The following is a 24,729-nucleotide window of genomic DNA, read 5'->3' as shown; positions in this document are numbered from 1 at the left end:
TGCTTCCCAATCATCTATATTATTAGTATAATCGGAGGAGATATTAATGGAAAAAAGGATACGAAAGTATTTTATTATTTTAATAGCAGGTTTATTGTTGGTTATATTGATTTCTGGCATAATTCTTTTTAATAATACGATGCAGAAAGTATATATCAGGCAGATGGAGCAAACTAATAAAAATCTTGTGCAGCAAATTAGCTCATCGTTTGAATTGGTGATAAAACAGATTTCGGATCAGGTGAACAAACTTGCAATTTATGAAAGTGATTTTGAGAGTTTAGTACAGAAGCGAAAGCTGAAAATTACAAACAGTATTAAGTTATATGATGAATTAAAGCAAATCGTTATGGGGAATCAATACATACATTCCGTATATTTGTATTCGGAGGATGAGGGGGTATTTTTTGATTCGAAACGGGGCAATTGTTTCAGAAAAGAAAAGTTCTTTGATCGTGCGGTTATAGATGCAGTCACATCTAAATATCTGACAACGGTTCCTCCTCACAAGGTTAATAATGACGTATTAATCTATTCCGTCATTGTACCGCTAAAGTCAGTTGGTACAAAGGCCAGATGCGTATTAAGTGTTAATATTGACGTAGGGCAGTTATATAAAGATGTTATGAAGTCTAATACCGGTGATAAAGAGATAAACCTATATGTATATGATGAAAATAATAAAATATTAATTTCCAGGGATTATAATAATTTAAACAAAAGCATTATGAAAAAGCAAAAGGAAATTGACAATGCTTTCCCAAGCAGAAGCTTCTGGTCTGTTCTTAATAAAAAAGTCGGGGTAATGGATGCGGTTACCTATTCTTCATCTCTAAAAAGTTATTTTTATGTGCAGGTTCCCTTTTCCTTTAATTTCAGCAAAATGTTCAATAACTATTTTCTACTGGTAATCATTCTTTTATTATTTGTTACTGCAGTTATTATTGCTTATATTATATTGTGTTTTACAACAAAACCAATTAAAGAGGTACTTACCGATTATAATGATAAATTAATGAAAGATATGCTGACCGGTTCCTGTCACGGAAAAGATAAATTACTTCCTATGGCATCTAATATGGAAAAGTTCTTTAAATATAATAATTACAGTCTTTTATTAATTGATGTAAACGATAATCAGCTGGAGATTTATAAAACGGTATCCTTAATACTGGAAGAATTATCGGCTCCGGCAGGAAATTTAGTAATGAAACCTATTTCCATCTTTAGTAATCGGGTTGCCATTATTGTAAATTACAATAACAACTCCGTAATGGAACAGCTTACCGATAACTATTTGCGGCAGTTTTACCAGAAACTCAACGAAAAATACTATCAGCAAGTGTATATTGCTGTCAGTTCCGGTAAAACAGACCCTGCGCTTCTTTCTATTGCATATATGGAATGTGATGAAATACAGCAGTATAAGTTGTCCATTACAGATCATATTATAAATTACCGCTGGTTCCAGGAAAGGAAAAGCCCCATCATATATCCGGTGGAATTGGAGAAACAGTTAATCAATAATCTGCTGGTCAAAAATACGGAAGGATGTATCTTTTACACCGAGAAATTCTTAAAACATATTTTTGAGGAGGGCGGTTTATTAACAGATATACAGATCAAAAATTACATTTACCAGTTACAGAATGAAATACTGACACGGATATCTTCTCTTCCCATATCTATAAAAACATCCGGTTCTTCCGATATGAAAAATATTCACAGCAGGAGTCAGATCCATGATATATTGCTTAATTTTATACAATCCATATGTTCTGAGATAGCAAAGAAAAACCCAAACAACGAAAGTATCATAAATGAAGCCATAATTGAATACATTGATTCCAATCTGACTGAAAATGATTTTAATTTGAACTCCATATCCTATCAGTTTAATATGAACCGAAACTACCTGGCAAAATTAATTAAAGAAGAAACCTCCTATAGCTTTAATGATTATGTAAACATGAAAAAGATATCTCTTGCAAAGGAATTATTATCTACCACTATGTTAACTGTGGAAGAAATATCCCACCGTACAGGCTTTAGTTATGCTCATTATTTTATTAAGGTATTTAAAAATATGGAAGGAATTACACCCGGTCAATTTAGAGAAATGCAAATAAATAACAATAATGCATGATAAGGATATAAGTGACATGTTGTGTTATTGTAAGTCATCTTTGTCATTTACTTTGTGCATACGGCTAAATATAATTTGGCTTGTGAAAGGAAACGGGGTAAACATTATAATGGTAAATTTTTAAAACCAGTAATTATGAAACAAACTATTAGGAGGGATTTATTGTGAAAAAAATTATGTTCAAAAAACTGGCGGCAATAACTTGTATTATGGCAATGACATTAACAATATTTAACGGTTGCCAGAAGTCAGATACTGCCAAAGATTCTGCAGTTACATCGGGGGCCGGCAGTACGGCGAAAGAAAACAACGTCGAACAGAATAAAGAAAAAGGTAAGCCGGTAAAAATTCATATCCTGAACAGGGTAAATGCAGAGGTAATTGTGGAGGACAATCCGATTCTAAAAGAATTGGAAGATAAATTGAATGTTGATATTGAATATGAAGCACCTCCCATCAATAATTATAATGAAAAGCTCCAGATATCAATGGCAGCCGGCAATATTCCGGATATCATTTATAACTGGGGTGGTGCGGATAAAAATTATGAACAGTGGGCAGGAGACGGGTTATTAGCAGAACTGGATGATAAGATTCAGAATTATCCTAATATCATGGCTACGGTGCCGGAAGACTATTGGAATGCTATTCGTTCTACAAAAACTGGTAAAATCCAGGCGATTCCCAAATGTAATGTCGATAATTACTGGGGTTTTATTATTAATCAGCAATGGCTCGATAATTTAGGGCTGAAAGCTCCGACAAACTTACAGGAATTAAAAGAGGTTGCACATCAGTTTACGCATAACGATCCTGATAAAAACGGTAAAGATGATACTTATGGACTATCTTACGCTATGGGTACCTTTGTTGATATGATTCCAATTAAAACTGCTTTTGGAGTGGTTGACGGAATTAAAGATACAGACGGACAGTATAAAATCGGACAAAAAAAGAGTGGATACATTCCTTATTTAACCTATTTACGTGATCTATATGCTGACGGAGCTCTGGATCCTGAATTTTTTACCAATGAATATGCTGTGGATGACGAAAAACTGGCGGCTGGTACGGCCGGAATCAAAGTCGGACATCAGGTGGATGTTATGGGTCTGTTAGCTAATACACCGGATGCATGTGAGAGATTTACCTATATAGGACCGCCTGCGAATGATAAAGGAGAAAGAAACAGTTACATAACCCCGTCTATGTGGGGAGCGTGGATGATTTCAGCGGATGCGGATGTGGATAAATGTCTGGAATTACTTGATTACGGTATGTCAAAGGATGGATTTGTATTGATGTCTTTAGGAAGAGAAGGGGTAGATTACAATTCTTATGACTACGAGAGCAGATCTGTGGACAGAACGGCGGAACAGGAAAATACATTAAAGGGCATAACAAGTTCTTATTTTACATTTACCTATGCAAAAGATGGTTCTTCGGCGATTGTTGAAAATGCAACAACAAAAGAACGTCTGGATAAATATTATAACGATTATAATGCCATGAAATCCGTTGTTACAGGCATCAGGGTTCCATCAATTAAAGCTCCTTTATATACTACTTTTTCGGCGGATAATCCGGATTTAATAACGAAATTATCGCAGATGGAAGTTCAATATATTGTTGGTGAAACGGATCTTAAAACGTTCGAAGAATTTTTAAACAATACCTATTTTCCGGCTGCTGAAGCTATGAATACAGAATATGTTCAGTGGATGGAAGATTATGATGCAGCAAAGTAAATATAGCGGAAAATGATACGAAATGTTTACCCTCCCTTTACTAGATTCAAGGGACACCCTAATCTTTAATGGTAATTGCGAAATTAATTGGTTAGAAAATTAATCAATCGCAATTACCTGATTTCTTTATAAGAGCTAAGTTGGAAAAATTCAAAATAAAGGATAATGCTGCCTCTGCCTCCCGCTTCCAACTATCTACCGGCAGACACATTTTTAAATGTTTTGGGCAATTGGTACTGATATGATTAAATTTGAAAAAACAGGAATTGTAATGAAACCACTGAAAGATCAACTGGGATGTTATGCCCGGTTTAATCCCGGTATCTATTATAAAGACGGGATAATTCATATGTTATACAGGGCAACAAACAGTGATATAAAAGATGGACAAAACTATATTTCTTCCATTGGTTATGCAAGGCTTGATACGAATAATAATATATTATATGATTCAAACAAAAAAGTAATATTCCCTACGCTGCCTTATGAGGTAAAAGGCTGTGAAGATCCGCGGATCGTTGAATTCGAAAATAATATTTATATTTTTTATACGGCATATGACGGAATTAAAGCAAGAGTAGCTATAGCTAGAACAGAAGATTTTGATCGATATGAAAAACTGGGTGTTATAGAGCATTTCGGTTATGATAAAGATGCTTTTATTTTACCTGAAAGAATTGATGGAAAGATTGCATATATACATAGAATATCACCAAATATCCAATTAGATTATTTTAATAGCTTTGATGAATTACTTTCGAAAGATTCCTGGATTGGTTATGAAGACAGAATAAATGCTTCAATCATCATGAAAAGAAAGTATAATTGGGAAAATCAAAAAATCGGTGGAAGTACACCTCCGCTGAAAACGGATAAAGGTTGGCTGTTATTGTATCATGGGGTAGATGATGAAAAAGTATATCGATGCAGTGCAGCACTCCTTGATTTGAAAAATCCGGCCAATGTCATCGCTCGTTTACCTTACCCACTTTTAGAGCCTACAAAAGAATATGAAATATCCGGTGATGTCAGTAATGTTGTTTTTCCTGAGGGGGCATATATTCTTGACGGTCAATTAAACTTATATTATGGTGCCGCTGATAAATATATAGCCTCAGCAAAAATTAACATAAATGAATTGCTAGCTGAACTTATGAAATATCCTGTATCGTAAGTGTAACAGGCAAACAAAGGATAAAATGAATTCATAGAATTTGCATGGTTATCTAATTTATTTATTAATACGAGAAGATATTCAAGAGGAGTAATGTTAGATGAACATCTTATATATTCCTTTCTTTTGGAATGTCCTGTACCCACAGAAAATTTCCAGAGGATAATAAGGTCAATCCAGATTATGTAATGCCACCCTTTCCTTTGGCTGAATAATGTAATCTGCGAAAGCATCAGTACTAGTGTCTGGTCAACCGGTTTCTTTCTTATATTACCTGTATGGATTAAATTATGAAAAAAGTTTGTTGCTAGAATCAGTTTAAAAATATACCCCTTTTTTAAAATTATGGAATGTACAGATTAATCCCAAAGTGGTAGCATAGATATATCATAATGAGTTAAGTGTATGTAAAATACTCATATGGGTATCTAAAAGAACAGATTCGCTAAAATAAATATCTAAATCAGGAGGTAAAAATGGTACTTATTAAGGAAAGAATAGGTAAACTGCTGGAATATCTGCAGGAACTGGTGTATCAGGAACAGGTTGATATTACAGATTATAAGATGATTCGTACCGATGAACGGTTTCAGGATGTGAAGAATCTTGATACTTCAAGCTGGTCGGATTTCAATCACCAGCAGATTTGGGGCGGACATCGGGAGTTTTACTGGTTTGAAACGGTTGTTACAATACCGGATAATTTTAAAAGTAAGTGTGTGGTTTATGAAGTAACTACGGGAAAAGAAGGTTTATGGGATGCTACCAATCCACAATTTTTATTTTATGTGAACGGTGAAGTAAGACAAGGTCTGGATGTCAATCACCGCGAAGTGATATTAACGGAAAAGGCAGTATCGGGAGAAACTTTCCGTATTCTGTTATCAGCATTTACCGGTGATCAGAACTTCAGTTTAAAGTTGGATTCCAAATTAAAAGTATTAGACCGTAAAACGGAGAAGTATTTTTATGATTTATCCGTACCTTACAACGTAGCCCGTATGTTAAATGAAGAAGACAAAGCTTATATAACGATCATTCAAAACCTGAATGAGTCCTTAAATCTATTGGATTTAAGAAAAGAATTATCAAAAGAATATTATGACAGCTTGGAGAAGGCACAGGAATATATAACTAAGGAATTTTATGAGAAACAATGCGGGGATTCCGAAGCGATTGTCTATTGCGTGGGACATACCCATATTGACTGTGCCTGGTTATGGACATTAAAAGTTACAGAGGATAAAGCAGTAAGAAGTTTTTCCACCGTACTGGAATTAATGCGCAGGTATCCGGAATATATCTTTATGTCAAGCCAGCCTCAGCTTTATAAATATGTTAAGAAAAATGCCCCTGAAGTTTATGAAGAAATCAAACAAAGAGTAGCGGAAGGAAGATGGGAGCCGGAGGGCGGAATGTTCGTAGAAGCGGATTGTAACATAGCTTCCGGTGAAGCTCTGGTTCGTCAGTTTATACATGGACAGAAATTCTTTAAGGACGAATTCGGGAAAGATAACTCTATCCTGTGGCTGCCGGATGTATTCGGTTATTCTGCAGCTCTTCCTCAGATCATGAATAAGTGCGGTCTGCCTTATTTTATGACTACCAAAATCAGCTGGAACGAAATTAATAAGATGCCCTGTGACACCTTTGAATGGGAGGGAATTGACGGAAGCCGTGTACTCACCCATTTTATACCAACCAGAGATTACAGTAAAGCAGCTGTAGAGGGCGGATTTGAAACAGGTCATTACACCACCTACAACGGTTATATCAACCCGGCCCAGGTAAAAGGCGGCTGGAAACGTTACAGCCAGAAATATCTGAATAATGAGGTGCTTATGTCCTTTGGTTTTGGGGACGGCGGCGGCGGTCCTACACAGGATATGTTAGAGAATCAGAGACGTCTCTCCAAAGGAATTCCGGGTTGTCCAAAGACGGTTATGAGTACCGCTAAGAATTTTTTTGAGACCCTGGATAAGAATGTAAGAGATAAAAAATATCTTCCGTCCTGGGTTGGGGAACTCTATCTGGAATATCACAGGGGAACCTATACCTCCATGGCAAGAAATAAAAAATATAACCGTAAATCTGAATTTGCTTACCAAAATGCGGAACTGTATGCTATGCTTAATAACCAGTTAAACAATTCAGCTTATCCGGATACCAAACTGCACGAAGGCTGGGAGGTTATATTAAGAAACCAGTTCCATGATATTCTTCCCGGATCATCCATAAAAGAAGTATATGATGATTCTAAAGAAGAGTATGAAGGAATCCTCTCAATAAACAGAAAACTGGTTGCGGACTCCCTTAAGAGCATAACAGAGAAAGTAAATGCACCAAAATATTCACTTGTAGTTTATAATCCTAACAGTGCAGAAGCAGAGGAAATTGTTACTTTTGAATGCCCGGATGGATTCAAGGCTGCAACTGTTTATGACGGCGAGAAAAAGCTGGCTGTTCAGAAAACCGCTGACGGAAATTATATTTTTAAAGCAGATAAAGTTCCGGGCAAAGGTTACAAAACCTTTATATTAAAAGAGGAATTACCGGAAGATAAACCAACCAAAAGAGTATCTGTCTCTGTAATGGAAAATGATTATTTTACTGTTGAATTTAATAAAAAAGGCCAGTTGGCACATATTTATGATAAACGTGCGGATCGAGAAGTGTTAAAAGAAGGTCAGGCTGCCAATGTTATTATGAGTTATGAGGACAGACCGCATAATTATGATGCCTGGGATGTAAATAACTATTATGTAGAAAAATCCTGGGAGGTTGATCAGGTAGAGTCTATGGAAGTTCTGGAAGACGGTCCGGTAAGATCCTGTATAAAAGTGGAACGGAAATACTTAGACTCAACTATCACCCAATATATTTATATGTATCAGGAAATACCTCGTATCGATATTAAGAATGTAATAGACTGGAAAGAACATCAGATTTTTGTGAAAACCTTATTCCCTGTGGATATACATTCCAGTGAAGCAACCTTTGATATCCAATACGGTAACGTGAAACGCCCGACCCATGCCAATACTTCCTGGGATTTTGCTAAATTTGAAGTATGTGTACACAAATGGCTTGATTTATCAGAGGACAATTATGGTGTCAGTATGTTAAATGACTGTAAGTATGGCTGCAGCGTACAAAATGGTGTAATCGGTTTGTCTATGTTAAAGTCAGCAATCTATCCGAATCCTGAAGCAGATAAGGAAGTGCATGAGTTTACTTATTCTTTCTACCCTCATCAGGGAGACTGGAGAGAAGCAGGTACCGTGAAACAGGCATACCAGATCAATAATCCATTGACAGCAGTTGTGAAAGAACAGGAAGGCGGAACTTTAAGCCCCAGCTATTCTTTTGTAACTTCAAACCAGGATAATGTTATTGTAGAAGTAGTAAAGAAAGCGGAAGAAGATGCAAGTACTATCCTTCGTCTTTATGAGTGTTTTAACCGCAGAACCGATGCAATACTTAACTTTGGCAAAGAAATCGCTTCTATTGAAGAGTGCAATATGATGGAAGAAGACGGCCAGCCTGTGGATTATGACGGCAGAGATGTTTTCTTTACCATCAAACCTTATGAAATCAAAACTTTAAAAGTTACTTTTAAATAACATTTAATCAATATAAGTAGCATTTTTAGGCATTGTTTTAAAGGCTCTTTTAAATGCTCTGGAGAAAGTGGAATAATTTTTAAAGCCGCTTTTATAACAGGCATCCGTTAAGCTGCTTCCGTTATGAACCAGGTTTTTAGCCAGTAACAGGCGTTTTTCCGTTATGTACTTTCCTATGGTATACCCGGTTTCTTCTTTGAAGAAATGCATTAAATAATAACGGCTTAAATAAAATCTGGCAGACAGGTCATCAATGGTAATATCCTCTGAAAGATTTACATTGATATAGTCTAATATCTCAAGCAGTTTAGAATTCGCCATATCCGAATCCATATAATTAATGCGATTAGATATGGCGGTTCTATTTAATTGAATCATAAATTCCAGAAATAAGATTCGCTGATATAATTCATTGGCGAACTCGTTGTCATAAATGGAGTGTTCCAGTTCTTTGCATACCTGGTAAAGTTTACTTTTATCGATGGAGGGGATTCGAAGGACGTTGGAATGCTCTTTTTTTGCGCGGTCAAAACAATAGTTTAAGTCATAATCCTTTTCCTTATATGTTCCGATAAAGCCAGGTGAAACATAAATAATGATTCTTTCATAAGTTGAATCGGTAAGGAAAGAAGGCTTATGGATTTCCCCCGCGTTTACAAGAACGATATCATAGGGTTTTAACACATAATTTCTGCCTTCAATGAAGTAGTTCATATCACCTCTTAAAAATATCATAATTTTATTAAAATCATGATAATGGTAATCAAAGACTTTTCTTTGCGCATCTATGTTATGAAAGATTCTGAAATCATCGTTTAAATAACCCAGTTTATCAAAACTAGCCATTTTAGTCTCCTTTCAAGTATTATTTTCATGATTAATTATACAGCACTATTTGCAATATTTAAAGCATTATAAAGGTATTTTTAAAAAATAATGTTTTATAAAATAGTATCAATGAGTGAGAGAAAGTGGTGAATAAAAGTAGCAAAATCTCATTTTTTCAATAAAATGTAATATAAAACTATTAGGATTTCTATTTACAGGAGGTATTTTTATGCCGATTTCTGGTGTCTGGTTACCCATAATAACCCCATTTATCGATGGTAAAATAGACTATACATCATATAAGAGACTGATTGATCATTATGCCGATAAGGGAATAAGCGGATTGATTCCTTTAGGAACAACCGGTGAAATCCCCACATTAACTGATTATGAATTTGAGGAAATGATTGAAAAGACCCTGGAGTTCAATAAAGGCCGTCTGCCTATCTATGTAGGGGTAGGTGGGAATTATACCGCTAAAGTAATTAATAAGGCTAAAATTGCTAAGAAATATCCTATTGAAGGTATTTTATCCGTCTGTCCTTATTACAACAGACCGAGCCAGGAGGGTATTTACAGGCATTTTATAAGTATTGCCGAAGAAACCGGGTTAAATATAATTGTCTATAATATTCCCTACCGTACTGGGACGAATATTGAAAACGAAACTTTATACAGACTGGCAGAACATAAGAATATTGTGGGTTTAAAGGATTCCTGCGGAGATATTAAGCAGACGATGGCTTTACTTTTAAATCGGCCTGAGAATTTTTCCATTTTGACCGGTGAGGATATCCTATTTTATTTAACACTTACTTTAGGAGGACAGGGTGGAATCCTGGCATCATCCCATCTAAAGACGGAGTTGTTTGTAGACGTTTATAATAAAGTAAAAAATAACGATCAAAATGCAGCACTAAAAACTTGGAGACAATTGTATCCTTTTATCCCGCTTTTATTTAAGGAGCCCAATCCGGCACCGATTAAGTATTGTTTAAAGGAATTGGGATTATTGGATTCCGATGAATTAAGGCTGCCCTTAACGCAGATTACCGATCCGTTAAAAGAAAAATTGGATCAAGTGCTAAACTTCAGAAAATATAAATAATTTCTGAGGAGATAGTATTTATAATGGTGAATTATATAATCATGTAATAAAGCAGCAATAAGAAGTAGCATTATGAAAGACGAATGTATAATTAAATAACAATAAAGGAATTCACAGCTTGGGGCTTATTAAATGTAGTCAGAAATCTCATATAAAGTGACTATCGTATAATAAACCCCATAGTTATATCACTCTTTTTGTCCGGCTGTATTATTAAATTTAAACCGTTAAGTTTTAGAGGCATTTGCTTTTATTATCTGGCGGTACATAACAGGACTCACACCCTTTCTGGTATGAAATACTCTTACAAATGTACTGTAGGATAAATATCCAACCTCATAAGCGATATCCGTAACGGACATTTTTGAGGAGGTTAACAAGCTGCAGGCATTTTCAATACGCAAATCCCGTAAAAAAATGTGAAAGCTGATACCCAGACATTGCTTAAATATTGTACTGATGTAGGATTCACTTAAATAAAAAAGTTGTGACAGGCTTTTTAAAGTAATATTGGTATTCCAGTTCTTATAGACATAATGAATGATGGACCAGGTATCGTTGCCCAAGGTGGTTTGAAGACTGTCATTATCTTTCGTAACAAAGGATCTTCGATAGCGGTCAAATAATATAAATAACTCTGTTATTTTTGCTTTCAGCATAAAATTTCTCCAGATTTCGTCTTCTTTATATTCTGCATGTATCTCACTTAAAAGAGTAAAAACCTTTTCTGAAGTTTCTGCATCCATATCATAAATTGTCCTGGCATTTAGGTCTATATCAAATAAAAGCTTGTTCATAACCAGTCCGTATTCATCCTGATCAAATAAAGTTTTAGCCGATAAACAAAGATTATATAGTCGGACTTTTGAACCATTAAGAATATGCATTTCGTGAACCTGATACGGGAATATGACAGCAAAAGTACCGGGTTTCATTATATGTGCTATCCCATTTATCTTCTCAATACCCAACCCCTCAAATACATAATGGAGTTCCAGAAAGCTATGCCCATGGGGATATACATCATTTTTTATGTTATGAATAGAAATATCAAAAGAGAAATTATTATCGTTTTCTGTTAGGTATATAGGGAGCATAAATAAACCTCTTTCCTTACCGGTAAGCCCGTAATAATTCATTCCGCTTTCATTATAACATGAACTGAAAAACAAGTTCATGATCTTGCAGCTCCAATCGGAACACGAACAAGCTCGAGTTTCTCATTCCGCTTTCATTATATCATGAACTGAAAAACAAGTTCATGATCTTGTAGCTCCAATCGGAACACGAACAAGCTCGTCTTCCTCATTTCGCTTTCATTATAATATATACTGTAAAAAAATACCACAGATAACTTGTGAATTAGAACTAATCATAAGTTTTAACTCTAAAGTTTATCTCGCACTTAAAAGTTAAAGAAATGAGAGGTTTTGTATAAAAACTGCAATGATTTTCATCTTTCCAATGTATATAATTCAGTTATCACAGGAAAGAAGAGGTAATAGTATCCGTGGAAGGCAAGTTGTTTAATATCCAAAAATTTTCCATACATGACGGCCCTGGTATCCGAACGACGGTTTTCTTCAAAGGATGCAATCTCAGATGCAGGTGGTGCCATAATCCGGAATCCATTCATAAAAGCAACCAGATTGAATTCTATCCGGAAAGATGTATTGGCTGCGGAGCCTGTTATCAGGTATGTACTGCCGGGGTGCATTTTCAAAATGTTAGTGGTGAGCATCAGCTGAACCGGTTAAAATGTACCGGATGTCTAAGGTGTACCGAAACCTGTTATTCCAAAGCATTGGTTGGCGTAGGGTTAAACGTAGACAGCTCCTATCTCTTAAATACTATTGTGGAAGATAAGCTATATTATGATAATTCTTCCGGTGGGGTTACCTTTTCCGGAGGGGAGGCTATGCTTCAGATTGACTTTCTGGAAGAAATCATTACCCTATGTAAGAATAAGGGAATTCATACTGCAGTGGATACAGCCGGATGTGTACCCTGGAGTTATTTTGAAAGAATTCTGAAAGTAACGGATCTGTTTTTATATGATATAAAAGCTGCTGATTCCATCCGCCATAAACAACTTACCGGTGTTAAAAACCAATTGATTCTGGACAATTTATGTAAGCTGTCGGATGCCGGCCAGAAGATAATTGTCAGAATCCCGTTCATTCCTGGTCAGAATGAGGATCAAATTGAAGAAATCGGGAATATGCTAAGGAATTTAAGGATTGTGAAGGTGGAAGTTATGCCGTATCACAAGCTTGGCAGCAGTAAATATAAGGCTCTTGGGCTTAGTTATGAATTATACCATACACAGACACCAACTGAGGAAACGGTTGATAAAGCGATAACAATTCTAAAAAATTGTGGATTAAATGCCTGCAAAACATAAAAATCAAGGGGGGTAATGATGTTAAATACAGATAAGGTTTTATTGTCACCGTTATATGAAGAAAGAATACATAATTTGCACGAAGATAAAGTCAAGATTAATGAAACTAAGATAAAATACTTCGGATCACTGGATTTTGATGACTGGGGTTTTGTGTATTATCCTGATTTTAAGTTTGAGGCCAAACCTAACCATAAGTCAGGAATAGTATGCGGTCCGCTTGCTATTGGGGAGCATTTAAGGAGATTCTTTAATGAAATACCCAAATATATCAATAAAAACAGCGCGCTTGCCGGAGCATGGATCGGACCTATAATCAACTATGTTCCGATTGAAATTGCACCGGAGGACCGGCCGGAAGAACTTTTTGAGATATGGGAAAAGTATGACACTCGTCCCGGGTTTGGCGGAATGAATCATTGTGCAGGAGATATGACGATAGGACTAAAGCTTGGATGGGGCGGTTTGTTAGAAAAAATACGATATTATAAAGAATTGAATGCCCCTGCGAGTACTGAATTTTATGACGGAGAAGAACAGGTTGTATTAGGAATGCAGGAATGGATTTTGGCTCTTTCTAATGAAGCAAAGAGGTTGGCAGAAGAAGAAACAGATTTGGCAATCAAAGAAAATTTAATGGATATGGCACGAGTGAATGAATGGCTCATTCATAATCCGCCCAGAACTTTAAGGGAAGCCTGCCAGTTTATTGCACATTTCCAGACATTGGACCGCACCTATTTCGTAGGAGGAGCTCTTGACCAGCTGGATGAGGTATTAAAGCCATATTATGAAATAGACAGTAAAGAGGGACTTGTGACAGACGAACAGGCAGTATGGTATATAGCCAGTCTATTTTTTAATGATACTCATTATTCCCAGATAGCCGGGCTTACCCCGGATGGGGAATATGATATGACAAGCAGGATGTCCTTTCTTATTTTGGATGCCATGTTTGCGTTGTCCATACCGGCAAATATAGCATTAAGGGTTTCTGATAATGTAAATCCTATTTTGCTAAGGCGTTCTTTAGAATATACCATGGAAGCCGGATCCGGCGTCAGTTATTCCTGCAATGTAGGATGCGAACAGGGGTATTCACAAAATGGCTACCCCTTACAATTGGCCAGAAAAAGAGCAAAAGTCGGATGCAACTGGACCTGCATACCGGGAGAAGAGTATCCTCTGCAGGATGTCACCAGATGCAATCTGGGGTTTGCCCTATATTATGCACTTTTGGATATAAAACAGGGAGAACAATCTCTGGAAGCTTTGTTTGAGCGGTTCTGTTTTCATACAAAAGCTATTGTAGATAGTATCAAGGCCGGATATGATAAGCATTATGAAATAATGGGAAGAAATAAGCCGGAATTAGTCTATAACCTGTTTATGCACGGGCCAATTGAAAGGGGACTTAATTGCTCGGAAGGCGGAGTGGATATTTTAAACTTTAATATTGACGGGGTGGCTTTGGCAACTGTCTCAGATTCTTTTGCAGCAATTGAGCAGCGTGTCGTAAAAGAGAAACGGATTACCTGGCAGGAATTATTTGATGTTCTGGATAACAATTATGAGGGGGCGGAGAATACCCGGCTTATGATGAAAAATATTAAAAGATTTGGTACACCGGAATCTTCTGCCAAGGATTGGGCTTTAAGAATTCGTGATTATTTTGTCCGGTGCTGTAAAAACGAGGGTACGCCCAGGTATCATCTTCCAATTATTCCTGGAATGTTTTCACATGGCTCTATTCAGGAGCTGGGAGCTAAGCTGCCGGCCACTCCCAATGGAAGAAAAAACGGAGAACCGATTTCTCACTCCAATGAACCGGATCCGGGATTTGCTATGGGATTGCATACATTTTCACCAACACTAAAAGCCAATGCGGTAGCGCTTGTACAGCCCGGTTACGGCAATTCCTCACCTTTGCACCTGGATATAGATATGGATCTGTTAGATTCAGAGGGCGGTGTGGATGCCTTAATAGCTTTAATTCATGCACATAATCAGATGGGTGGTACATTAATTAACTTAAACTGCCTGACAAAGCAGAAACTTCTTGAGGCACATGAAGATCCTCAGAAACATCCGGATTTGATCGTGCGTGTAACAGGATATTCCGCATTTTTTGCCTCACTTTCCAAGGAATACAGACAGCAGATTGTTGACAGGTTTTTATCAGCTTAATTTGTTTTATATGCTTCACTGTTAAATCTTTGTCTGGGTTTAAAAGTGAAGCACAAAATAAAATAATACAATAAAGAAAAGCGGAGGAGTTATTATGTTAAAAGTAGCGTTAATAAGTAAGTGGCATGTGCATGCACAAGGGTATGCAGAAACGTTAAGAACATACCCGGATGTAACAATAACCTGTGTATGGGACGAAGAATCGGAAAGAGGAAGAGAATGGGCAAAGTCTTTGGAAGTTGATTTTGAAGAGGATTTGGATAAGATTCTTTTTAGAGAAGACGTAGAAGGTGTAATTATTTGCGCCCCTACCAGCAAACATGCAGAGATTATGATAAAAGCAGCCAAAGCCGGAAAACACATTTTTACGGAAAAAGCCATGGCTCTAACCAAAAAAGATTGTAATGAAATTACTGAAGAAGTGAAAAAAGCAGGGGTTAAGTTCGGAATTTCTTTTCCGGCCCGTACAACACCGGCTAATCTGTATGTAAAAAGTGTGATCGATTCAGGGGTGATCGGTAAAGTAACTCTTTTAAGAATCCGGAACGGTCATGATGGGGCCACCCGTAACTGGCTGCCGGAGTATTGGTATGATGAGAACACGGCAGGAGGCGGAGCTATGATGGATCTGGGATGTCATCCTATGTACCTGTCCAGCTGGATTTTAGGTAAACCGGTAAGAATTTCCTCCATGTTCAGTTATTTTACAGACAGAAAGGTGGAGGATAATTCTGTCTGCACGATTGAATTTGAGAATAAAGCGGTAGCAATTGTGGAAACAAGCCTTGTTACATATAAAACGCCCTCCATGGTTGAGGTTTATGGAACGGAGGGAACTTTAATTATCTGTGATAATAATATACGGCTGACTTCAAATAAGATGGGAGAAGAATTTGACGGGTGGGTAACACCTGCCAAGCTACCCAAGGCATTACCTCATCCTTTAAGACAGTGGGTTGACGGTGTGTTATACAATAAACCGATTTTATTTGATGAAGCCGCAGGAACAAGACTTACTGAGCTTTTGGAGGCAGCCTATATCGCTCATAAGGAAAAGAGAGAAGTAACTTTTTAATTATTTCAATCTGTTTTATTTTTGGCTGTACCGCAAACAAATCTGCGGTATGTAATGGAGGAAGAGTGAAAGAAAATTTAGAAATGAAAGGTTGCCACTTTGTGATTCTTTCACTCCTTTTTATTAGTGGCAGTATCGCAGGTCTGCCTGTGATATGCAATGGGGGTAAATATGAGAGAAAAATTAAAAATTGGGATAATCGGAACCGGGGGTATAGCACATGCACATATGGCAGCTTATTCGAAATTTGAAGATGTTGAGATTGTAGGCGGGGCAGATATTGTACCGGGAAAAGCAAAAGAATTTTTGGATAAATGGAACCTGCCTAATGCCAAAGCATTTGAAAGTGCCAGAGAACTGATAGAAAATGTAGAAATGGATGGGGTAAGTATATGTACTTATAACAAAACTCATGCGGAATGTACCATAGCCGCTTTGGAAGCCGGTTTACATGTTCTGTGTGAAAAACCCATGTCCTTTACCCTGCAGGAAGCAGTGGATATGGTGAAAGCTTCTAAGAAAGCGAACAAAATACTGACAATCGGATTTCAGCCGCGTTATGATACCACCCGTCGTAAGGTAGATGATATGATACGTTCGGGAGCTCTTGGCAAGGTTTATTATATTCAAAGCGGCGGCGGCAGAAGACGGGGAATTCCCGGAGGCACCTTTGTTGATGGGGATAAAGCCGGGTATGGCTGCTTAGGTGATATCGGATGCTATTCCATCGATCAATGTCTCCACGCAGTACAGTATCCGAAACCCTTAACCGTATCGGCTGTGGCTACTGATTATTTTGGTAAAAACCCGAAATATTTCTCCGGAGCGGATACTTTTAACGTGGATGATTTTTCTGTAGCCTTTGTACGGTTGGAAAATGATGTGACTTTTCTTTTCAAACAGTCCTGGGCAATGCATGCGGATACATTAGGGGATACTCTTTGGCTTGGCACCGAAGGCGGAATAAAAATTAAAAATGAATTTGATTACAGCAATAAACCGTCCCGTATTATGTATTTCACAGACGTAAACGGCCAGAATATTGATAGTTTCGTACTACCATCATTACCATTTAACGCTTATGAGTCACCGAAAGAAATGGACATTTTTGAAGCCAAAGTCCGCGACTTCTGTGATGCAATTATAGAAGACCGGCCGGCGCCTATTCCCGGGGAAGAAATTATATATAACCAGGCAATCTGTGACGGAATTTACCGTTCCAGTAAATTAAAAAGAGAAGTTGAAATAGAAATACCGAAATTGGATTAACAATAGGATTCCGATAAAATATGTAATTGGGTAGAAAGGCTCTTTTCATAAAGAATGTCATTTGTTTTGATATTCTATGAAAAGGGCTCTTTTTATTTAGTGGGAAGTTTTTCGTTTTCTTCTTTGAATGATTAGGGTGTCAAATCCTTTAATAAAAAATAGAAGACTAATGTGAAATTAGTTTTTTATAATTTATAAATGTGTTATAGTAAAAATAGAACAAATTGGGGTTTAGGTTATAATGACTAAAAGATCAGGAATTTATTAAGAAGAAATAATAATAATTGATATAAAAAAAATAAAATATTCAATTTGAACACACCATATGCTATAAAAAAGACACAATCAGCTATAAAATACAGCTATTTTAAACAGTATTATACAATTATAATTGACATTGCAGGTAAGAAAAAAATCTTAATTAGGAGGTATTTTATGAAAAAGAAATTAGCTTGCTTTGTAATGACAATCGTAATGATTGGAACAACGTTACTTATGGGATGTTCAGCGTCGGTGAAAACAAATTCGACGGAGGGTACTGCTGATAAAACGTCAGCTGATGCTGCTAAAACCGATGACGGCAGTTCCGGATCCGCTGAGCCGGTGACGATTAAATTTCAAACCTGGAATCCGGGAGAGGGGGCTGCCTGGGAAGAATTACAGGCAGATTTTGAAGCAAAGAACCCTGAGATTAAAATTGATTATGTCTATATGCCTTATTCCGATCATATTGAAAAATTGAAAGTTGATTTGGCAAGCGGACAGGCAGCAGATGTATTTGGTATGCAGACCGGTGCAACCATAAAAGAATTCCGTGATTTTGAGATGGATCTGACACCTAGGGCAGATGAATCCTGGGGCAGTGACTGGCAATCCGGTTATCTGGAGTTCTGTATGAAGCTTTTAAATGAAGATGGTCATTTTTATGGATTGCCTCTGGGTTTAACCTATGCCGGTTTTGCATGGGCAGATGTAAATATGCTGTCGAAATACAATCTTTTTGTTCCTAAGAATTTAGATGATTTAGTTAAAATTTCAAAAACGTTGCGTGATAACGGACAATATCCTCTGGCGATCGGTGCTAAGGACGCCTGGATTAATATTGATACCTGGATGAATATTGCAAACGATATTAATTCAGAAAAATTATACTCGGCTTTGGAGGGTAAAACATCTTTTGAAGATTCGGATTTAGTTAAATCATTTGAAATCTGGCAGTCTCTATTTACTAATGGTGTATTCCAGGATGGTGCGCTGGGAGTAAATATGTATAATGATACCACTGACCTGTTCCAGAAAGAGGGAAGTATTCCAATGATATTAAATGGTTCGTGGGCAGGTGGTGCATATGTAAGCGGTGATCCGGATGAGGCTAAAGTATTTAACGGTGACGGAGCCAATCATGATGTATTCCTGATTGATTGGAATAATGACGGAAAATCTGCACCGGTTACAGCTTCCGTAGATGTTTGCCTATGTATTAATAAAGATACAAAAAATGCGGACGCTGCATGGAAATTTATGGATTATATGTTACATGACGGACAGGACATATTAGTAAATAAGTACTTTTCTTATTGTCCCTCCAGAACAGATTTAAAACTTAATGTAGCAGGTATGAGTCAGGATGGACTGGATAATCTAACTTATATTTGTGATGAGGCAGAAAATAATCTGGGAGGTTACAGAGAAATGGCATATCCGGAATTAAAGCAGAAAATCTCAGATACTCTGACTGCTTTAGCATTAGGAAGTACCAAACCGGAAGAGGCGGCGAAAGAGGTAGAAGCTGCTTCCGCGGCACAAGCCAGATAAAGAACATATTGGACCGGGAGCTTTGAACAACTTTAGTTTATGTAAAAGGTTCTGTTTAAAGTTCCGGTTCAAAAGGTAAGGAGAAGAATCGTCATGAAAAGAAAAGAGTATATCGGGTATCTGTTCATCCTGCCGCTTGTGATTTTGTTCTTAATATTCATTGTTTATCCAATTGTTTATAATATTATTATTAGTTTTTATAACTGGAATGGCATTAGCATTGAAAAAGACTTTGCAGGATTAAGCAATTATATTGTACTTTTAAAGAATCCTATTATGATTAAAATTATTAAAAATTTTATTGTTTTTGCATTATGTACAATAATAATACAGGCTTTTTTTGGTCTGATTTTTTCATCATTATTTATTAATAAATTAAAGTTTTCGGGGTTTTATCGTATCATTTTTTATATTCCCGTTATTGCGACACCTGCAATTGTAGGTAATATATTTTCAAAAATATTTGAAACCAATCGGGGGTATTTAAACCAACTGCTTCGTTTGACAGGATTTAATTCTCTGACCGGCCAATGGTTGGCGGACCCGAAACTTGCTCTTGGTTGTATTATATTCGTAAATACATGGCAGTGGACCGGATACAGTATGCTTTTATATTATGCAAATATGCTCAATATTCCTCAGGATTTATATGAAGCGGCTACCATTGACGGTGCAAACAAATTGAGGCAGTTCACAAAAATTACATTTCCGCTTCTTCGAGGTACACATTTTACTTTGTTTATCATGGGTATGTTAGGTTCACTTAAATGTTTTGACTTACCTTATGTACTTACTAAGGGCGGTCCAAACTATGCTACTGAATTTTTATCCACCTATATATACAAACTGTCATTTAATTTATTTGACCAGGGTCAGGCCTCAGCCTTAGTTGTTATAATGTTTTTAATAGCCATGGTTATTACATTGGTACAATTAAAATTGTATTATCGAAATGATAAAGATAAGGAGTTGGCAGGTTAATGAGAAATTCACTGATTTATAAAGTATTCGGACAGATTATCTGCATTATAGCTACCGTATTATTTTTGTTCCCATTAATATTAATGCTGATTCGATCTTTTGGTGGCAGCGGGATTTATAATTATGTAAAAGTATTTAAAGCGGTCAATTTAGTTCCGAATTTCGTTACCAGTTTAATCGTTGTTTTTGGTACCCTTCTTATTGTATCACTAGTCGCTACCTTGGCAGCTTTTGCATTCTCTAAACTGAATTTTACTTATAAGAAACTTATTTATTATATGGTATTGACGGGAATGATGATTCCGACTTCCGCATTAATTTTCCCCTTGTTTCAGATAATAAAAGGTTTGGGATTAAATAACACTCCGTTTTCTTTAATTTTTCCCTATGCAACTTTAAATTGCTGTTTTAATTTAATGATATTAAAAAATTATTTTGATTCTTTACCGAATGAACTGCTGGAAGCTGCTAAAATTGACGGAGCCGGTACTACAAGAACATTTTCAACGATTATGATGCCCTTGGCAATACCTGGTTTGGCATTTGTATTAATTCAAACCTTTCTCTCAGCCTGGAATGAACTTCAGATGGCTTTAATCTTTATCAATGATACAAAAGTGCAGCCGATTTCTGTTATTCCGCTAAGATTTACACAGACTGCCGGAGTTCAGGGATTTCCGTTGGAGGTAATGTTTGCGGCATTGGTGGTTTGTCTGTTACCAATCGCTGTATTTTACATATTTGGTTCCAGATTCCTTATAACAGGTTTAACACAGGGCGCAATTAAAGGATAAAAACAAACATAGGTAAACATAAAAAAGTAAAAAATTATCGAAATGTCAATTACATAATACCAGAGGATATCCATGAGCAAAAATAAAATTGTAAAGTTAATGATTCGTAACAGCCTGAGCGCAAAAGTCAGTTTAATTAATGCGTTTATTATTTTGATGGGTTTTATCATAATGATTTTTGTTACTGCAAAAATTAATTACAACTTATCTGTAGCAAAAGAAAAACAGATGATGGATGTTTACCTTTCAAACTCACTCAGTTCCGTTGATAATAAACTCAAAGATATGGGAAGGGTTTCTCTTATGTGTTTTTCCGATACCCATACTCAGGATATTTTAAAAAATTATGAATCCTTTACTTATATGGAAAAATTGTCAAGTAGTACTTACCTGAACAAGTTATATACATCCCTGGTAACAATTCGTGATGATATCAGCGGTATATATATGTTTGACTTTAATAACCTTATTTTTTATCAGGATTCCTATGATCCGTCCTTTCGAAGAAATTATGAAATTTCAAACTACATAAAAAAATTAGAAATTATTGAACAAAATGACGAAAATGTCGCAGGCTGCAAACTAGTCTTAGGAAAACAGCCGGAGTTTATGAGATATTCAAAAAGTTCTGTAAAAAATAAGCTGGATAAAAATTGTTTATATTTAATCCGGGGTATTAAGAGTTTCTCACCCAATAAACAAATAGGGCATATTCTGCTTACAACACCGGCAAGAGTAATGGATGATATTTTAAAGGTATATCTGTCGCCTGAGACACCCTACCTGTTGATTACAGAGGATGGTTCCATTGTCTGCAGTGATGAGGAAGATATGATAGGCAGTAAATTAAAAGAGGAAATGCCCCAGGTTTATCGTAATATAACGAGTAAAAGCGGAAGCTTTCGGGCAACTATCCATAATGGTTCTTATCTGTTTTCCTACCAGAAATCAGAATACAGCAAATTAATATTAATTACAGGAACAGAAAATAAACTACTCAGTTTGCAATCAATGGAATTTATTAAGCTCAGCCTGGTATTCTTTGCACTCATGATATTGACTGCAGTAGTACTGGTAACCTATTATACAAGAAAAATGCTGCAGCCTTTGCATAAACTTTCTCAGGCGATGGCAAATTTTAATCAGAATGATATGTGTGTAAGATTTCCCATTGAATCCGATGATGAAACCGGCCAGCTGGTAGCTTCTTTTAATACCATGATGGATATCATCAATAATTTGATTGAATCAGAGTATAAAAGTAAAGTCAGTTTACGTGAAGCACAGTTAAATCAACAGAAAATGTCCCTGCTATATTTAAAAAATCAGATTAATTCCCACTTCCTTTATAATACCCTGGATAATATAAGGACCAAGGCAGAAATACAGGGAGATAAAGATGTAGCTTATATGATTATGCTCCTGGTGGATTTCTTCAGATTAAGCGTTAAAGTTGACAGTCAGCTTGTTTATATACAACATGAAGTTAAACTGTTACAGGTTTATTTTAAATTGATTTGCTTGCGTTATCCGAATCTTTTATGTGATCTTGATGTTGATACCACCTTGGATTTTGTGAAAATACCCAATTTCATATTACAGCCTTTGGCAGAAAACAGCCTTATGCATGGGCTAAAAGGAAAGGGTTATAAGGGACGTATCCTGGTTTCTATTCAACAGGATTATACAAGGGACGGTTACATAATAATAAAGGTTTATGATAACGGAGTAGGTCTAAGGGAAGAAAACAGGTATTGTTTTAATAAAATGCTGGCGGCTGTGGGCAAGGGTATTTTGGATGACAATAACGGCGAAGATAATCATATCGGTATTCTGAATGTACAACGACGTTTACTTATGTATTACCCGGAGGAAAAAGGACTTATTTACACTGAAAATCCGGAAGGCGGAATTACAGTAACTATAATACTTAAAAAAGAAATAGAAATAAATAGGGAATAGCACAGAATAAAAGCATCTTATGGATGCAAACATAAAAAAGGAGAAAAAGTATGAAATTAAATTTTGAAGCTTATAAAGATAAGGTAATGGGTTGTTGGGCAGGTAAAAATATTGGCGGTGTGTTAGGTGCACCCTTTGAGGGAATCAGGCAGGTGAATGAACTGGATTTTTATACGCAGGATTTATCCATGGGACCTCCGCCGAATGATGACCTGGATCTACAGATCGTATGGCTGGCTGCGGTAGAGCGTTACGGCCGTAATGTAAATGCCTCCATACTTGGAGAATACTGGCTTTCTTATGTTATTCCCAACTGGGTTGAATATGGTACCGGTAAAGCAAATCTCCGTGCCGGATTGCAGCCTCCGCTTACCGGTTTGATAGACAATACGTATAAGGATAGCTGTGGATGTTATATCCGCTCTGAAATCTGGGCTTGCCTTGCACCGGGACACCCGGAGATAGCAACCAGATATGCTTATGAAGATGCAATAGTGGATCATTCCGGTGAGGGAATGTATGGAGAAATCTTCTTTGCTGCTCTTCAAAGTGCTGCGTTTGTTGAAAGTGATACCATGAAGTTATTGGATATTGCATTATCCTATATTCCGGAATCTAGTAAAACAGCAAAAGCGATAAATAAAGCGATTGAATGTTATCAAAATAATGTTGAATTTCTGGAAGCAAGAAAGCAGATACATAATACGGCACCAGGCACTTTTGGTATACAGAGTATAAAATTATCCGATATAAAAGTAGATGGAAATGAGGGAATGGAGGTTGGAACTCCGGGCTTTGATGCTCCGGAAAATGTGGCTTATACCGTGGCTGCCTGGTTATATGGGGAAGGAGATTTCGGAAAGAGCTTATGCCTTGCCGTAGCCTGCGGAGAGGATACGGACTGTACCGGAGCTACTTTGGGAGCGACCCTTGGCATAATAAGCGGAGCAGCAGCTTTACCTTCTAAGTGGACAACACCTTTGGATGATAAAATAGTGACACTTTGCATTGATAAAACCAGCAGGGGTATATGGGTGCCGTCAACCGTAACCGAATTAACAGACCGTGTTATGCGTACTATGCCCTTGTTTTTAGGACAGGACATCTGCGATTTGTTTGCAAAAGAGGGAATGACAGTTAATTGCAGGACCGGAGAAGAGCTTTATTGTAACAAAACAACGGATTACCTGTTGTATATCAACGGACACGGCAAAAATGAGGAGCTTCCTATCAGGGATTTATGCAGCTTGTCCCCTTATGTTGTACGTTATTCTTTCCCTGCTTTCCAGGTTATGATTGATTATATGGACTCCATATTTTTCAAAACAGGAGAATCCCGTAAATTAAAGGTAACCGTAATAAACTCCCATACTATGTGTCAACAACAGTGGGCAGTTATCAAAGTATATATGCCGACAGGAATTCAGCTGCTTAACGGGGCAAGTGTAGAATTACCTTTGAATAATTTATATGGTTCCAAAGCAGAAACTACATTTGAGTTTAATGCAGATCTGTTTGAGGGAGCAAAATTAGAATTTATAGTGGATGTATCCTTAGCAGGAAGGCATTCCTCCGGTTCCATGAAGGTAACACTTATGAGAAATAACTAAATAAT

The 24,729-nt window shown here is 36.7% G+C and carries 16 protein-coding genes; 14 read left to right on the top strand and 2 right to left on the bottom strand.

The genetic code is table 11. From position 1 onward, the window contains the following. Nucleotides 1-46 precede the first annotated feature (46 nt). The 4 genes from RBU59_RS09405 to RBU59_RS09390 all read left to right on the top strand — a co-directional run bounded on the left by RBU59_RS09405 (nucleotide 47) and on the right by RBU59_RS09390 (nucleotide 8,691). On the top strand, nucleotides 47-2,146 hold the full coding sequence (locus tag RBU59_RS09405) for an AraC family transcriptional regulator (RefSeq protein WP_308147623.1): 2,100 nt from the start codon (nucleotides 47-49) through the stop codon (nucleotides 2,144-2,146). A 164-nt stretch (nucleotides 2,147-2,310) separates the two neighbouring features. After that, complete coding sequence (locus RBU59_RS09400) at nucleotides 2,311-3,894, top strand: extracellular solute-binding protein (RefSeq protein WP_308147622.1); 1,584 nt, start codon at nucleotides 2,311-2,313, stop codon at nucleotides 3,892-3,894. Nucleotides 3,895-4,111: 217 nt separating this feature from the next. Continuing rightward, a complete protein-coding gene (locus RBU59_RS09395; protein ID WP_308147621.1) occupies nucleotides 4,112-5,068 on the top strand; it encodes a hypothetical protein in 957 nt (318 codons plus the stop codon). A 476-nt stretch (nucleotides 5,069-5,544) separates the two neighbouring features. Further along, nucleotides 5,545-8,691: an alpha-mannosidase gene (locus tag RBU59_RS09390; RefSeq protein ID WP_308147620.1), complete on the top strand. Its 3,147-nt coding sequence runs from the start codon at nucleotides 5,545-5,547 to the stop codon at nucleotides 8,689-8,691. Nucleotides 8,692-8,694: 3 nt separating this feature from the next. On the opposite strand, the gene RBU59_RS09385 is transcribed toward RBU59_RS09390, so the two are convergent. Next, the gene (locus RBU59_RS09385; RefSeq protein ID WP_308147619.1) at nucleotides 8,695-9,537 is read right to left on the bottom strand and encodes an AraC family transcriptional regulator; all 843 of its coding nucleotides are present in this window, start codon (nucleotides 9,535-9,537) and stop codon (nucleotides 8,695-8,697) included. A gap of 211 nt (nucleotides 9,538-9,748) precedes the next feature. Here RBU59_RS09385 and dapA point away from each other — a divergent pair, with 211 nt between their 5' ends. Further along, on the top strand, nucleotides 9,749-10,627 hold the full coding sequence (gene dapA, locus RBU59_RS09380) for a 4-hydroxy-tetrahydrodipicolinate synthase (protein ID WP_308147618.1): 879 nt from the start codon (nucleotides 9,749-9,751) through the stop codon (nucleotides 10,625-10,627). Between the two features lie 227 nt (nucleotides 10,628-10,854). Here dapA and RBU59_RS09375 read toward each other — a convergent pair whose 3' ends face one another. After that, the gene (locus RBU59_RS09375; RefSeq protein WP_308147617.1) at nucleotides 10,855-11,805 is read right to left on the bottom strand and encodes an AraC family transcriptional regulator; all 951 of its coding nucleotides are present in this window, start codon (nucleotides 11,803-11,805) and stop codon (nucleotides 10,855-10,857) included. A 332-nt stretch (nucleotides 11,806-12,137) separates the two neighbouring features. Between RBU59_RS09375 and RBU59_RS09370 the strand changes: the two genes are divergently transcribed. The 9 genes from RBU59_RS09370 (at nucleotide 12,138) to RBU59_RS09330 (ending at nucleotide 24,724) form a co-directional block, all read left to right on the top strand. Continuing rightward, the gene (locus RBU59_RS09370) at nucleotides 12,138-13,031 is read left to right on the top strand and encodes a glycyl-radical enzyme activating protein (protein WP_308147616.1); all 894 of its coding nucleotides are present in this window, start codon (nucleotides 12,138-12,140) and stop codon (nucleotides 13,029-13,031) included. Nucleotides 13,032-13,049: 18 nt separating this feature from the next. Further along, nucleotides 13,050-15,218, top strand: coding sequence for a pyruvate formate lyase family protein (locus tag RBU59_RS09365; RefSeq protein ID WP_308147615.1), 2,169 nt, complete (start codon nucleotides 13,050-13,052; stop codon nucleotides 15,216-15,218). 94 nt (nucleotides 15,219-15,312) lie between these two features. Continuing rightward, complete coding sequence (locus tag RBU59_RS09360; RefSeq protein WP_308147614.1) at nucleotides 15,313-16,293, top strand: Gfo/Idh/MocA family protein; 981 nt, start codon at nucleotides 15,313-15,315, stop codon at nucleotides 16,291-16,293. A gap of 171 nt (nucleotides 16,294-16,464) precedes the next feature. Then, nucleotides 16,465-17,562 (top strand): Gfo/Idh/MocA family protein, encoded by a 1,098-nt coding sequence (locus RBU59_RS09355; RefSeq protein WP_308147613.1) that lies wholly within the window; start codon nucleotides 16,465-16,467, stop codon nucleotides 17,560-17,562. Between the two features lie 435 nt (nucleotides 17,563-17,997). Continuing rightward, complete coding sequence (locus tag RBU59_RS09350) at nucleotides 17,998-19,377, top strand: ABC transporter substrate-binding protein (RefSeq protein WP_308147612.1); 1,380 nt, start codon at nucleotides 17,998-18,000, stop codon at nucleotides 19,375-19,377. 93 nt (nucleotides 19,378-19,470) lie between these two features. Continuing rightward, on the top strand, nucleotides 19,471-20,358 hold the full coding sequence (locus tag RBU59_RS09345; protein WP_308147611.1) for a carbohydrate ABC transporter permease: 888 nt from the start codon (nucleotides 19,471-19,473) through the stop codon (nucleotides 20,356-20,358). Beyond that, nucleotides 20,358-21,152 carry a carbohydrate ABC transporter permease gene (locus RBU59_RS09340; RefSeq protein WP_308147610.1) on the top strand — a complete coding sequence of 265 codons (795 nt, stop codon included), beginning with the start codon at nucleotides 20,358-20,360 and terminating at the stop codon, nucleotides 21,150-21,152. The genes RBU59_RS09345 and RBU59_RS09340 overlap by 1 nt, the downstream gene beginning before the upstream one ends. A 72-nt stretch (nucleotides 21,153-21,224) precedes the next feature. Beyond that, entirely contained in the window at nucleotides 21,225-23,114 is a 1,890-nt protein-coding gene (locus tag RBU59_RS09335) for a sensor histidine kinase (RefSeq protein WP_308147609.1), read from the top strand. 50 nt (nucleotides 23,115-23,164) lie between these two features. Beyond that, entirely contained in the window at nucleotides 23,165-24,724 is a 1,560-nt protein-coding gene (locus RBU59_RS09330; RefSeq protein WP_308147608.1) for an ADP-ribosylglycohydrolase family protein, read from the top strand. The last annotated feature ends 5 nt before the right edge of the window (nucleotides 24,725-24,729 follow it).

It is taken from the genome of Anaerocolumna sp. MB42-C2 (assembly GCF_030913705.1).
In the GTDB taxonomy this organism is placed as follows: domain Bacteria; phylum Bacillota; class Clostridia; order Lachnospirales; family Lachnospiraceae; genus Anaerocolumna.
This window is presented reverse-complemented; position numbering and strand designations above follow the sequence as displayed.

What these genes read in the sequence shown, in the direction of transcription:
- RBU59_RS09405 (WP_308147623.1), top strand. Translation starts at nt 47, where the DNA reads ATGGAAAAAAGGATACGAAAGTATTTTATTATTTTAATAGCAGGTTTA.
- RBU59_RS09395 (WP_308147621.1), top strand. Translation starts at nt 4,112, where the DNA reads ATGTTTTGGGCAATTGGTACTGATATGATTAAATTTGAAAAAACAGGA.
- RBU59_RS09390 (WP_308147620.1), top strand. Translation starts at nt 5,545, where the DNA reads ATGGTACTTATTAAGGAAAGAATAGGTAAACTGCTGGAATATCTGCAG.
- RBU59_RS09385 (WP_308147619.1), bottom strand. Translation starts at nt 9,537, where the DNA reads ATGGCTAGTTTTGATAAACTGGGTTATTTAAACGATGATTTCAGAATC.
- dapA (WP_308147618.1), top strand. Translation starts at nt 9,749, where the DNA reads ATGCCGATTTCTGGTGTCTGGTTACCCATAATAACCCCATTTATCGAT.
- RBU59_RS09375 (WP_308147617.1), bottom strand. Translation starts at nt 11,805, where the DNA reads ATGAACTTGTTTTTCAGTTCATGTTATAATGAAAGCGGAATGAATTAT.
- RBU59_RS09365 (WP_308147615.1), top strand. Translation starts at nt 13,050, where the DNA reads ATGTTAAATACAGATAAGGTTTTATTGTCACCGTTATATGAAGAAAGA.
- RBU59_RS09360 (WP_308147614.1), top strand. Translation starts at nt 15,313, where the DNA reads ATGTTAAAAGTAGCGTTAATAAGTAAGTGGCATGTGCATGCACAAGGG.
- RBU59_RS09355 (WP_308147613.1), top strand. Translation starts at nt 16,465, where the DNA reads ATGAGAGAAAAATTAAAAATTGGGATAATCGGAACCGGGGGTATAGCA.
- RBU59_RS09350 (WP_308147612.1), top strand. Translation starts at nt 17,998, where the DNA reads ATGAAAAAGAAATTAGCTTGCTTTGTAATGACAATCGTAATGATTGGA.
- RBU59_RS09345 (WP_308147611.1), top strand. Translation starts at nt 19,471, where the DNA reads ATGAAAAGAAAAGAGTATATCGGGTATCTGTTCATCCTGCCGCTTGTG.
- RBU59_RS09340 (WP_308147610.1), top strand. Translation starts at nt 20,358, where the DNA reads ATGAGAAATTCACTGATTTATAAAGTATTCGGACAGATTATCTGCATT.
- RBU59_RS09335 (WP_308147609.1), top strand. Translation starts at nt 21,225, where the DNA reads ATGAGCAAAAATAAAATTGTAAAGTTAATGATTCGTAACAGCCTGAGC.
- RBU59_RS09330 (WP_308147608.1), top strand. Translation starts at nt 23,165, where the DNA reads ATGAAATTAAATTTTGAAGCTTATAAAGATAAGGTAATGGGTTGTTGG.